This is a genomic window from Massilia litorea, from assembly GCF_015101885.1.
Taxonomy (GTDB): Bacteria; Pseudomonadota; Gammaproteobacteria; order Burkholderiales; family Burkholderiaceae_D; genus Telluria; species Telluria litorea.
The window spans coordinates 1080495-1092638 of record NZ_CP062941.1; the positions used below are offsets into that span (position 1 = coordinate 1080495).

Below are 12144 nucleotides of genomic sequence, written 5' to 3' on the forward strand. Positions count from 1 at the left end.
TTTCAGGATGGGAGGGTATTTACATGCGATCCAGCAGCTGCAAGGACGCCCGATCGCTCATCACCAGCACCAGTTTCAGTCTCGCCCGCGTCATCCCCACAAACAGTTTACGCAGCACGAGATCCGTCATGTCCTCGAAATCGATCTCCGTGAAAATCAGCGCCGGCGCAGACTGTCCCTTGAACCGGTACACCGACTCCGCCAGCAGTCCCCCTTCGCGAAACACCGGATTGCCGAACAGGTCGTACTCCCCCGTGAACGACCGCAGCGTATGCGCATCGCTCAGTTTATCGAGGTTCAGGATCGCCGATTTTTCTCGCCCGCGGAACGAGCAGATCGCGATGTCGTGGCGGCCGAAGCCGGCGGCCAGGCACGACGTCACCGCGCGCCGGGTCTGGGCCAGCATCGCCTCGGTGTTGCCCTCTGGGTAAGTGAGTTCCTCGATGTCGGCCCCTTTAAAAGGGCTGCCGGCTTCGACCGGCTCGCGTGCGGCGCCCATCGATTTGAGCATCTGCACGATCTGGCGCGGACTGCGGTAGTTGGTGTCGGAATGGAGTTTCACCCAGCCCGGCAGGGCCACCATCTGGCGGCCATATAAATTCTGGTCGGGGTCCTCGAGCCAGATCGCGCGGCCGTTCGGCTTGACCATGGCGAGCACGATGTCGCGCCAGGCGGTCGAGAAATCCTGGCCCTCGTCGACGATCAGCACGTCGTACTGCCAGGTCTCGGGTAATGCGACGTCGGCCAGGGCCTGCTCGATCTCGTTCCAGACCTCGGGCGAGGAATAATCCGGGGTGACGTCCTGAGCGCGCATGTAGGCGTCGCACAGCATGTGGAAGGTCGAGACGCGGCCGCCCGGCGGCACCAATCGCTCGATGTGGTCGGCCAGCGGGCGATTGAAGCAGACGTACAGGGGGCGCAGCCCGGCGTCGATCGCGGCCTGGTATTCGGCCAGCGCCAATTGGGTCTTGCCGCTGCCGGCCGTACCCACCACGCGCAGGCGGAAGGGTTCGAATTCGAGCCGGCGCGCCCAGGTGGCCAGCCCCCCGGACAGGCGCGTCACCATCTGCGTGGCCGAACCGATCATCGAGCTGGGGTCGGGGCGCAAACTGAGGGTGTCGCCGAGGAAGCGCGTGACCTTGTCGAATTCGTCGGTTTTATCGGTGATCGGCAGCGCTTCCCGGATGATCTTCGCCAGCTTGCCCTTGTTGGTGGCGTCGATGATGTGGCGCGGGTCGATGCCTGCCAGGTTCGGGTCGCGCACCGTGTAGTCGGGGCAGTACAGCAGGTAGTCGATCGACAGCTCTCCCTGATAGCGGCGCGTCAAGCCCTCGATCGTGTGCAGGATGTGGGCGCGGATTTTACGGGGCTTGCCCTGGAAGTTCTTCTGCAGTCCGTCCGCGGTCTCGTTCATGAAACCGGCAACCTGCTCGATCAGCAGCATGCGCCCGTTCGGGGCGACGACAATGAAATCGACGTCGCCGTACACCGAGTATCCCTGCTCGACATTCGTCCAGTGCACGCCGTGGTAGATGCTGTAGGGCGTGTCGGACAGGCGCTGCTCGAGCAGGGACAGGGTTTCGATCTCGCGTGCGGCATTTCCGGTGACGGACATCTCGCGCCAGCCGGCAGGATGGATTTGGGCCATGATCGACGCTTCGCAGATGATGAAGATGACAAGATTGTAAGGCTGTTCATGGGAAGCAAACACACTATTGAAAAGCGGGGCGCGCAGGCGTCACCCCTGAGCTAAAATCGAGCCCTTTCCCTTGCCCGGCGCGTACGATGAAGTCCACAGATGCAGGCTTGAATTTCGGCGGTTTGAAGCACGTCTTGTCCGATGCCGTCCGCGGCGCCCCGTACGACGTCATCCTGCAAAGCCTGCTCGACGAGGCGCGCCGCCTGATCAACGAAGACAGCTGGGCCGCGGTCTACCTGATGGACGAGCCGGCGAACCAGCTGTGCCTCGCGGCTGCGACAGGGCTACCGCCGCAGCTGACGGCGGCGCTGGCGACACTGCCGGTCGATCCTGCGGGCCCGCCCTGCGGCCGCGCCGCCCACGCGGGCCAGATCCTCATCGTCGAGGACCTGCGTGAGGAAGCCTCGATGCAGCCCTGGCTGCCCCTGGCCGAGGCCCATGGCATCCGCTCGTGCTGGTCCTTTCCCCTGCATTCCCCGGGTGGCAAGATCCTGGGCACGCTCGCCGTCTTTCATGCGAAGCAAAGTGCTCCGGACGCGCTGCTGGTCGGCGAAATCGGCTATTTCACCGACCTGCTCGCGCTGCTGACCGAACGTCACCTGCGCGAACAGGAAAACCGGACGCGCCACCAGGACGCCGAACGCGAGCTCGCTTCCATGGCCGACGCATCCGAACGCCGCCGGCGCCTGTACGAGACGGTGCTGTCGAATACGCCCGATCTCGTCTACGTGTTCGACCTCGAGCACCGGTTCACCTATGCGAACGCCGTGCTGCTGCAGATGTGGGGCAAGACCTTCGAGGAAGCGGTCGGCAAGACCTGCTGGGAACTGGGCTACGAGCCCTGGCACGCAGCCATGCACGACCGCGAGATCGAAGAGGTGAAGGCGACCAGGGCGCCGATCCGCGGCGAGGTGCCCTTCAACGGCACCTTCGGGCGGCGCATTTATGACTACATTTTCGTGCCCATCCTCGGGCCCGACGGCGAAGTCGAGGCGGTCGCCGGCACCACGCGCGACGTTACCGAGCGCAAGCGCTTCGAGGAAGACCTGCGCGACAGCGAACTGCGTTTTCGCACCATCACCAATGCGATGCCGCAGATGGTGTGGACCGCGCTCCCCGACGGCAGCATCGATTACCACAACGAGCGCTTCTACGACTTCGTCGGCTTGCCCGCCAGCGCGGCCGGAGGCACGAGCTGGGCCGAGGACCTGCTGCATCCCGACGACAGGGAGGCCGGCCACGCGCGCTGGGTGCACAGCATCGCCAGCGGCGCACCCTACGAGGCCACCTACCGCCTGCGCCACCACAGCGGCGAGTACCGCTGGATCCTGGCGCGCGCGCTGGCGCTGCGCAGCGAGAGCGGCGAGATCGTCAAATGGCTCGGCACCGACACCGACATCCACGCAGCCAAACTGACCGAAGAAGCGCTGCAGGCGGCCAACCACCGAAAGGACGAGTTCCTGGCGATGCTGGCGCACGAGCTGCGCAACCCGCTGGCGCCGATCAGCGCCGCAGCCCAGGTGCTGCGCCTGGTGCCGAACAACGCGGATAAAGTACGGCAGTACAGCGAAGTGATCTCGCGCCAGGTCAGCCACATGACGACCCTGGTCAACGATTTACTTGACGTCTCGCGCGTCACGCGCGGCATGGTGCAGCTGGAGAAGGCGCCGGTCGACGTGAAAGCCGTCGTTACCAGCGCCGCCGAACAGGCGCACCCGCTGGTCGAAGCCGGCAGGCATACGCTGGCGCTGCAGCTGGGATCGGCCCCGGCGAGCGTGCTGGGCGACCGCGCGCGCCTGATCCAGGTGACGGCCAACCTGCTGGCGAATACGGCCAAGTACACGCCGGCCGGCGGCCACATCACGCTGGCGCTGGAGGTGAATAATGGCGTGGTGCGCATCGCGGTGACCGACAACGGCAACGGCATCGAGCCGGCGCTGCTGCCGCACATCTTCGACCTGTTCGTGCAGGGCAAGCGCACGCCGGACCGGGCCCAGGGCGGTCTCGGCCTGGGGCTGGCGCTGGTCAAGAACATCGTCGCCATGCACGGCGGCCAGGTCGGCGTGCGCAGCGCCGGCCCCGGCCAGGGCAGCACGTTTACGGTGGAACTGCCGGCGGCCGGCCAGCTGCCGCGTCCCACGGCCGAGGCGGCGCCGGCCTTCACCGCATCGGACCGTGCGCTGCGCATCATGCTGGTCGACGACAACGTCGACGCCGCCGCGACCCTGTCGGTGCTGCTGGACGCGGCCGGGCACCGGGTGCAGACCATCAACGACCCGCGCGACGCGGTCGGGGCGGCGCTGGCTTCTCCGCCGGACGTGTTCATCCTCGACATCGGCATGCCGCTGATCGACGGCCACGAACTGGCGCGCCGGCTGCGTGCCGAGCCGGCGCTGGCGGGCGCGCTGTATGTGGCGCTGACCGGCTACGGCCAGTCGAGCGACCGCGAGTCTTCGCGCCAGGCCGGCTTCGACCGCCACTTCGTGAAACCGGTCGAGGCGGCGCGCCTGCTGGCGGCGCTCGAGGGGCAAGGCGCTTCCTGAAGGCCGGACGAACTGCCGGGTTGCCATTGGTGCTAGACTGCTGGCGCTGGTGAATGCTAAGCCGGCGTCCATCCACGACCATCCACGCACAGCACTGCCCCCGATGCGCGAATCAAGCCTGTTCAACAATCTCACCGCCAGTTCGGTCGTCACCGTCGCCTGCATCCTGGGCCTGCTGTATTTCGGGCGCGACGTGCTCGAGCCGCTGGCGCTGGCGACCGTATTGAGCCTGGTGCTGGCGCCGCTGATCCGGTCGATGCGCCGCGTCGGCCTGCCGCGCCTGCCGGCGACACTGGTCTCGGTGCTGCTGGCGGGGACCTGCGTGATCGGCATCGGCACCATCCTCGCCTTTCAGCTGGTGGCGGTCACGCGCGACCTGCCCGAATACCGGGCCGCGATCCGTTCCAAAATCGAACGCGTGCGCGAGCTGACGGAACGCCCGTTCGCGCGCCTGGAAGCCGAACTCAGTGCGGTGGCGCCGCAGTCTCCCGTGGCGCCGCCGCCGCCGGTCACGGTGCGGCGCGGAACGCTCACCACCAGCGCGAACCAGCCGCTGCCGGTCGAGATCCGCGCGCCGCGCGCCACCACCCGCGACACCCTGGCGCGCCTGTTTTCCCTGGCTTGGGGGCCGATCGGCGAAGCGGGCCTGGTGCTGGTGCTGCTGGTGTTTATCCTGCTCGAACACGAATCCCTGCGCGACCGCGTGATCCGCCTGGCCGGCCAGGCCGAGATCAGCCGCACGGTGCGCGCCCTGTCCGATGCGACGCGCGGCGTTTCGCGCTTTTTCCTGTCGCAGTTCGTCGTCAATCTCACCTTCGGCGCCCTGATCGGCGGCCTGCTGTGGGCCTTCGGCGTGCCGCATGCGGCGCTGTGGGGCGCCTTGTCAGGCCTGCTGCGCTTCGTGCCCTACCTCGGCATCATGGTGGCGGGCGTGCTGATCGCCGTGTTCGTCGCCGCCATCGACCCGGGCTGGACGATGGCGCTGTCCTGCCTGGCGATATTCGTCGCGCTCGAGCTGTTCGTGGCGAACGTGGTCGAGCCCAAGGTGTACGGGCACAGCTCGGGCCTGTCGCCGCTGGCCGTGATCGTCTCGGCCCTGTTCTGGGGCGCGATGTGGGGGCCGGTGGGGCTGCTGCTGTCCACGCCCCTCACGCTCTGCCTGGTCGTGGCCGGGCGCCATGTGCGCGCGCTGGAACCGGTAACGATCCTGCTGGGCGACGTGCCGGACGTGAACGTGGCCCAGCGTTTTTACCAGCGCGTGCTGGCCGGCGAGACCTACAACATCATCCTCGATGCGCGCAGCTATCTCGACCGCCACAGCTTCGCGCGCTATTGCGACCAGATCCTGCTGCCCGGGATCGCGCTGGCCGCCGCCGAACAGCGTGCCGGCCAGCTCGAGACCGCGCAGGCGGCGCATCTGCGCACCACCATCGCCGACGTCGCCGCGACGCTGACGCCGGTGTCGAAGGAAGTGCCGCGCAACCGCCGGCGCAAGGGCCGCGTCTCCCTGCTCGACGCCAACGTCGGCGCCCACCTGCGCAAGATGCGCGAGGAACGCCTCGGCCGCTGGCAGGGTTCGCTCGACGTGCCTTCGCACTCGATCGTGCTCTGCGCCGGCCTCGGCACCGAGCGCGACGACCTGCTGACGGAGCTGCTGGTACGCGCCCTGCGCGAACTCGACGTCGATGCGCGCAGCGTGGTCATCGGCGCCGACCAGGACAATCCGGGACCGGACAAGGCCGACCTGATCTCGACCGTGTTCCTGATCTACCCGGTCGAATCCATGCTGGAGCAGTGGCAGCGCGTGGCCGACGAACTGCGCGCCGGCCTGCCGAACGCCTTGTTGGTGACGATCCGCCTGCCTTTTGGCGAGACGGCTGCGAACCAGACGGTGGTGCAGGAGCACGTCGACATGGTGCTGCGTTCGTTCGAGGAAAGCCTGGCCTTCGTGGTGCCGGAGCGCGTGGGCCAGGCCTGAACGCCCGTCGATAACCCAGCCTGTGTATCATGTAGGCGCCATGCGCTACCGCCTCGCCATTTTCGATTTCGACGGCACCCTTGCCGATTCGTTTCCGTTCTTCCTCAGCGTTTTCAACCGGATCGCTGACGAGCACGGCTTTCGCCGCATCGACCATGCCCACGTCGAGCGCCTGCGCCACTATGGCACGCGCGAGATGATGCGCGAGGTCGGCATGCCGGCCTGGAAGCTGCCGCTGGCCGCCGCCAGCTTCAAGACCCTGATGCGCGAAAATGCGGGACAGGTGCGCCTGTTTCCGCAGGTCGATCATGTCCTGCGCGCGCTCGCGCGCGACAACGTCAAATTGACCATCGTCTCCTCGAACGCCGAGGACAACGTGCGGCAGGTGCTGGGGCCGGAACTGTCTCCCCTGATCAGCCAGTACGAATGCGGCATGTCGATTTTTGGGAAGACCGCACGCATCCGCAAGGTGTTAAAGCGCGCCGCCATGGCGCCCGACTCGGCCCTGTACATCGGCGACCAGACCACCGATGCCGACGCCGCGCGCCGCGCCGGCGTCGCCTTTGCAGCCGTGCACTGGGGCTACGCCCCGATCGAGGCGCTGCGCAAGGTCGCGCCCGAACACGAGTTCGACCTGCCCGCTTCGCTGGCGGCAATTCCCACGCTGTAACCGACACAAGCGCGGCGCCGACGCCGCTCATCGGCTGACAAGCCGCATGCCCCTTCCTGCAAGAATTTACTTCGCATGCTAAACTTTCATAATCAAATTAAATTCCGCATCCCATGGACGCCTTCGACCAGACCCTGATCCAGCTCACCGCCGCCATGACGCAGGCTTCGCGCGCCTACAAATCGATGGCGGACAAGGTGGCGTCGCAGTACAGCCTGTCGCAGGCGACCGCGCTCCCGGTGCTGATCCTGGGACGCCTGGGCCAGGACGGCGTACGCCCCGGCATGCTGGCCGACGCCCTCGGCCTGGAGCCGTCGTCCCTGGTGCGCGTGATCGACCTGCTGATCGACAGCGGCCTGGTCGAACGTCATGACGACCCGCAAGACCGCCGCGCGCGCATCCTGCAATTGACCGAAGACGGCAAGACCCGCGCCGCCCAGATGGAAGAAGCGCTGATCCCCTTCCGCCGCAGCGTCTTCGCCGGTGTCGACCCGGCGGACATCGACACCTGTCTGCGCGTGCTGACCAGCATTCAATGCCGCATCGGCAAAGCGGAATCGACCGGCGACAAGCAGGGATGAAGTTGCCCTCGAAAAACGAGGCCCTGTTCTCGCTTAAAAGTTTCGCGGCAGCGATGCTCGCGCTTTATCTCGCGATGCGCATCGGACTGCCGCGTCCGTTCTGGGCGCTGATGACGGCGTATATCGTCGCAGCGCCCTTCGCCGGCCCCACCCGCTCGAAGGCCGTGTTCCGCTTCGGCGGCACGCTGCTGGGCGCGCTGGCTACCGTGATCCTGGTGCCGCTGTTCGCCAATTCCCCGGAACTGCTGTCGCTGGTGCTGGCGCTGTGGGTCGGCGGCTGCCTGTACATTTCCCTGCTGGACCGCACGCCGCGTTCCTATGTGCTGATGCTGGCCGGCTATACCGCCGGATTGATCGCCTTCCCGGCCGTGAACGACCCCGGCACCATCTTCGACATCGCCCTGGCCCGGGTCGAGGAAATTTTGCTCGGCATTAGTTGCGCAACCGTCGTGCACTCGCTGTTCTTCCCGCAGGGCTTCGGCCCGGTGCTGCTGGCGCGCCTCGACCACGCCTTGCGCGACGCCCAGGCCTGGATCGCCGATGCGCTGGCCCCGGCCACGCAGGCCGCCAACATCTCGCTCGACCGCCGCAAGCTGGCCGGCGACATCACAGAACTGCGCATGATGGCCGTGCACCTGCCGTTCGACACTTCGCACCTGCGCTGGACCGCGAACGCGATCCACGCGCTGCAGGAACGCCTGGCCGCCATGGTGCCGCTGCTGTCCTCGATCGAAGACCGCTTGAAGGCCCTGCGCGGGCTGGGCGTCTCCGATGCACGCTGGCGCGCGGTGCTGGCCGAGATCACGGCCTGGACCGGCAGCCGGCGCGATGCTGCGCCGCCCGGCACGCCGGCCGCCCTGCGCACCGCGATCGACGCCCTGACGCCCGCCGCCGAGCGCCATGCCGACTGGGGCGACCTGCTGCAGATTAACCTGGCCGCCCGCCTGCGCGCGCTGGTCGACGTCTGCGTCGACGCCCACGCGCTGCGCCGCCATATCGGGGCCGGCACGGCCGGCATGCTGCCGGAAGCGGCTTTCGATCTGGCCAACGTGAAGCCGCAGGCGCTGCACCTGGACCACGGCATGGCCCTGGTGTCGGCGGCCGCCGCCGTCATCGCCACCTTGGCCGGCTGCGCCTTCTGGATCCTGACCGGCTGGCCCTCGGGCGCCGCGGTGCCGATGATGGCGGCGGTGATGTCCTGCTTCTTCGCGACCCAGGACGACCCGGTGCCATTCATTAAGGGCTTCCTGGTCTGGACCATTTATTCGGTGCCCCTGTCCGCCTTTTATCTGCTGGCGGTGCTGCCTGCAATTCACAGCTTCGAAATGCTGGTGCTGGCCTGCGCCCCCGCCTTCCTGGTGCTCGGCGTGCTGATCGCGCGCCCGGCGACCTTCGGCAAGGCGATGCCCTTCATGTTCGGCATCGCCGGCACGCTGGCCCTGCAGGACACGAACACGGCCGACGCCGCCTCGTTTATTAATTCGACGCTGGCCCAACTGGCCGGCCTGGCGCTGGCCGTGCTGGTGATCGGCGTGTTCCGCAGCGTCGGCGCCGGCTGGACCGCGCGCCGCCTGCTGCGTGCGGGCTGGGGAGAATTGGCAAAGATAGGAGACGGCCGCCAGGCGCCCTCGCTGGCGGAATTTTCCGCGCGCATGGTCGATCGCATCGCCCTGCTGACGCCGCGACTGGCGCTGGCCGGCCCCCAGCAGGATTTACAGGCGAGCGACGCCCTGGTCGACCTGCGCATCGGCCTGAACATGACGCAACTGCTGTCCGTACGCAGCGAGCTCGGCCGCAGCCAGGCGGCGCTGTGGGCCCTGTTCGAACATTTATCTCAACATTTCGCGGCACGCCCCGCCAGCGCCCCGGTGGAGGACGCGCGCCTGCTGGTGTCGATCGACAACGCCCTGCGCTCGGTCAGCGCGGCCCAGGCCTCGACTGCGCGCGGCGATGCGCTGGCCTCGCTGGCCGGCATCCGGCGCGACCTGTTCCCGTCGGCAGCACCCTACGAACCTTCACCCGCAGTACTCCCGCTTTTCGACAAGGAGATCCGATGATCGGCGAAGTCAGCCTCTACGGCATGTATTTCCCGCCGCTGCTATTGCTGGCCTTGCTTGCCTACGTGGTCTCGCGTTTGTGCAACAAGCTGCTGGCGCGCACCGGCTTTTATAAGCACGTGTGGCACCCGGCGCTGTTCGATTTTTCGCTGTTCGTGATCGTGCTCGGCAGCCTTGTTTTTATTGGATCCAACTGGTTTTAAATAAAAAGATGAAATTCTCTCCTCAAGCATTCACGCGGGTCGGCATCACCGTCCTCGCCGCCGCCGGCGCCATCTATGCGGGCTGGCAGTTGTGGCGCCACTATGAAATCGAACCCTGGACCCGCGACGGCCGCATCAAGGCCTATGTCGTGCAGGTCGCGCCCGACGTCACGGGACAGGTGACCAGGGTCTACGTCCACGACAACCAGCAGGTAAAAGCCGGCGACCTGCTGTTCGAAGTCGACCGCGCCCGCTTCGAGCTGGCCCTGCGCCAGGCGGAAGCCGCCGAGGACGCGGCCAAAGTCGCCGTCAGCCAAGCCGAGCGCGAGGCACGCCGCAACGTCCAGCTGGGAGATCTGGTGGCGCAGGAAGCACGCGAACAAGGCGTATCTCGCGTCGAACAGGCACGCGCGGCGCTGGCGCAAGCTGTCGTCAACCGTGATACGGCGCGCCTGAACCTGGACCGCACGCGCGTGGTGTCGGTGGTCAGCGGCTCGGTGACGAACCTGGACCTGCGCGCCGGCGCGTACGTGAGCGCCAGCCATCCGGTGATGGCGCTGGTCGACCGCGGCTCGTTCTACGTCGAGGGCTATTTCGAGGAAACGAAACTGGCGGCGATCCACCTGGGCGATCCGGTCGCCGTCTCGCTGATGGGCGCGAAGCAGCAACTGACCGGCCATGTCGAAAGTTTTGCCGAGGGTATCTCCGACCGCGACCGCACGACCGGCACCAACATGCTGCCGAACATTAATCCGACGTTTAACTGGGTACGCCTGGCCCAGCGCATTCCGGTGCGCGTGGCGCTCGATCCGGTGCCGAACAATGTGCGCCTGGTGGCGGGACAGACGGCGACGGTGCAGGTGTTGCCGGCGCCACCGAAAAAGGTGTCGTGATGCGCGCGCGCACTCTTACCTCGGCCGCGCTGCCGCTGTTGCTGGCGGCCTGCGGCACGGTAGTCGGCCCGAATTACAAGCTGCCTGAGCAGGCCGTCATCAAACGGCCCGATGCCGCTGCACCGTTCATCGGTGCCTCGGAAAAACCATTCAGCCAGCAGCCGCTGCCCGGGCAGTGGTGGCGCCTGTACCGTGACAGCACGCTCGACGCCCTGATCGACCAGGCGTTTACAGCCAACACCGACCTGCGCGTGGCGGCCGCCAACCTGGCGCGCGCCCAGGCCGTGGTGACGGAGGCCGAACAGCTCGGCCGGCCCGGCGTCGACGTCTCGGCTGCTCCCGCTTATGGTCGCGCCTCGGGCGCCGCCATGGGCGTACCGCACGCGCTGCCCGACCACGCCAGCTACGACGCCGGCCTGCGCGTGTCGTACCAGCTCGATTTATTTGGAAAAATCGCCCGCGCGGTGGAGGCGGCGAATGCCGATTCGGACAGCGCGCAGGCGGCCAGCGACCTGGCGCGCGTGACGGTGGCGGCGGAAACGACGCGCGCCTATGCCGAGGCCTGCTCAAACGGCCAGCAGATCGCGATCGCGCGCCAGTCGGTGGCCTTGCAGGACAGATTCGTCCGTTCCACCGCCCAGCGCGTGAAACTCGGACGCGGCACCGCACTCGACAACAGCCGCGCGCTCGGCCAGCTGGAACAATTGCGCGCCGCCGTACCGCCGCTCGAGGCCCAGCGCCGCGGCGCCCTGTACCGGCTGGCCGTGCTGACGGGAGAAACGCCCGCGCACTTCCCGCAGGCGGTGGCGGGGTGCGAGAAGGTGCCGCAGCTGGCTACTGCCATTCCGGTGGGCGATGGCGCCGCCCTGCTGCGCCGCCGTCCCGACATCCGCCAGGCCGAACGCCTGCTTGCGGCCAGCACGGCGCGCATCGGCGTGGCGACCGCCGAGCTGTATCCGCAGATCAGCCTGGGCCTGTCAGCCGGCAGTACGGGCGCCCTGTCCGGCTTCGGCGACGCCAATACCTGGCGCTACAGCCTGGGTCCGCTGATCTCGTGGTCGCTGCCGTCGACCGGCACGGCACGCATGCACATCGCCCAGGCCGAAGCGGGCACCGCTGCCTCGCTGGCGCGCTTCGACGGCGTCGTGCTGAACGCGCTGCGCGAAACGGAAACGGCGCTGAGCAACTATGCGCGCGAACTCGACCGTCACGCCGCGTTGAAAGCGGCGCGCAACCAGAGCGCGCTGGCATCCAGTCAGGCTTCTAAACTGTATCGGTTCGGCCGCACCGACTTTCTGACCACGCTCGACGCCGAGCGTACGCTGGCCTCGAACGAGGCGGCAGTGGCGGCGTCCAGCGCGAAGCTGGCGAGCGACCAGGTAACGCTGTTTCTGGCGCTGGGGGGTGGTTGGGAAGGAGCAGCCAAGTAACTCGACGTGGCGCACTTGCATGACGCGCTATTTGCTTGTTGCTGCTGCACCGCGTGGAGTCGGGACTCCACCCTACGAAACGAGCTGACC

General features: G+C 67.3%; 9 protein-coding genes. 8 read left to right on the forward strand and 1 reads right to left on the reverse strand.

Annotated elements, in window-relative coordinates; all coding sequences use genetic code 11:
- Positions 1 to 19: 19 nt before the first annotated feature.
- Positions 20 to 1648, reverse strand: a complete 1629-nt coding sequence (locus LPB04_RS04810) for an ATP-binding domain-containing protein (RefSeq protein ID WP_193687608.1) — start codon at positions 1646 to 1648, stop codon at positions 20 to 22.
- A gap of 137 nt (positions 1649 to 1785) precedes the next feature.
- Here LPB04_RS04810 and LPB04_RS04815 point away from each other — a divergent pair, with 137 nt between their 5' ends.
- The 8 genes from LPB04_RS04815 to LPB04_RS04850 all read left to right on the forward strand — a co-directional run bounded on the left by LPB04_RS04815 (position 1786) and on the right by LPB04_RS04850 (position 12054).
- Positions 1786 to 4242, forward strand: coding sequence for a hybrid sensor histidine kinase/response regulator (locus LPB04_RS04815; protein ID WP_193687609.1), 2457 nt, complete (start codon positions 1786 to 1788; stop codon positions 4240 to 4242).
- Between the two features lie 103 nt (positions 4243 to 4345).
- On the forward strand, positions 4346 to 6220 hold the full coding sequence (locus tag LPB04_RS04820) for an AI-2E family transporter (protein ID WP_193687610.1): 1875 nt from the start codon (positions 4346 to 4348) through the stop codon (positions 6218 to 6220).
- A 40-nt stretch (positions 6221 to 6260) separates the two neighbouring features.
- A complete protein-coding gene (locus LPB04_RS04825; RefSeq protein WP_193687611.1) occupies positions 6261 to 6890 on the forward strand; it encodes an HAD hydrolase-like protein in 630 nt (209 codons plus the stop codon).
- Positions 6891 to 7003: 113 nt separating this feature from the next.
- Positions 7004 to 7471 (forward strand): MarR family winged helix-turn-helix transcriptional regulator, encoded by a 468-nt coding sequence (locus tag LPB04_RS04830; protein ID WP_193687612.1) that lies wholly within the window; start codon positions 7004 to 7006, stop codon positions 7469 to 7471.
- Entirely contained in the window at positions 7468 to 9528 is a 2061-nt protein-coding gene (locus LPB04_RS04835; protein ID WP_193687613.1) for an FUSC family protein, read from the forward strand. Before LPB04_RS04830 ends, LPB04_RS04835 begins: the two co-directional genes overlap by 4 nt.
- Positions 9525 to 9731: a DUF1656 domain-containing protein gene (locus LPB04_RS04840; RefSeq protein WP_193687614.1), complete on the forward strand. Its 207-nt coding sequence runs from the start codon at positions 9525 to 9527 to the stop codon at positions 9729 to 9731. Before LPB04_RS04835 ends, LPB04_RS04840 begins: the two co-directional genes overlap by 4 nt.
- 8 nt (positions 9732 to 9739) lie before the next feature.
- A complete protein-coding gene (locus LPB04_RS04845; RefSeq protein ID WP_193687615.1) occupies positions 9740 to 10624 on the forward strand; it encodes an efflux RND transporter periplasmic adaptor subunit in 885 nt (294 codons plus the stop codon).
- Positions 10624 to 12054, forward strand: coding sequence for an efflux transporter outer membrane subunit (locus LPB04_RS04850; protein ID WP_193687616.1), 1431 nt, complete (start codon positions 10624 to 10626; stop codon positions 12052 to 12054). Before LPB04_RS04845 ends, LPB04_RS04850 begins: the two co-directional genes overlap by 1 nt.
- The last annotated feature ends 90 nt before the right edge of the window (positions 12055 to 12144 follow it).

Excerpts from the sequence above, each read along its gene's own strand:
- LPB04_RS04815 (WP_193687609.1), top strand. The coding sequence starts at position 1,786 with ATGAAGTCCACAGATGCAGGCTTGAATTTCGGCGGTTTGAAGCACGTC.
- LPB04_RS04830 (WP_193687612.1), top strand. The coding sequence starts at position 7,004 with ATGGACGCCTTCGACCAGACCCTGATCCAGCTCACCGCCGCCATGACG.
- LPB04_RS04845 (WP_193687615.1), top strand. The coding sequence starts at position 9,740 with ATGAAATTCTCTCCTCAAGCATTCACGCGGGTCGGCATCACCGTCCTC.
- LPB04_RS04820 (WP_193687610.1), top strand. The coding sequence starts at position 4,346 with ATGCGCGAATCAAGCCTGTTCAACAATCTCACCGCCAGTTCGGTCGTC.
- LPB04_RS04825 (WP_193687611.1), top strand. The coding sequence starts at position 6,261 with ATGCGCTACCGCCTCGCCATTTTCGATTTCGACGGCACCCTTGCCGAT.
- LPB04_RS04850 (WP_193687616.1), top strand. The coding sequence starts at position 10,624 with ATGCGCGCGCGCACTCTTACCTCGGCCGCGCTGCCGCTGTTGCTGGCG.
- LPB04_RS04835 (WP_193687613.1), top strand. The coding sequence starts at position 7,468 with ATGAAGTTGCCCTCGAAAAACGAGGCCCTGTTCTCGCTTAAAAGTTTC.
- LPB04_RS04810 (WP_193687608.1), bottom strand. The coding sequence starts at position 1,648 with ATGGCCCAAATCCATCCTGCCGGCTGGCGCGAGATGTCCGTCACCGGA.
- LPB04_RS04840 (WP_193687614.1), top strand. The coding sequence starts at position 9,525 with ATGATCGGCGAAGTCAGCCTCTACGGCATGTATTTCCCGCCGCTGCTA.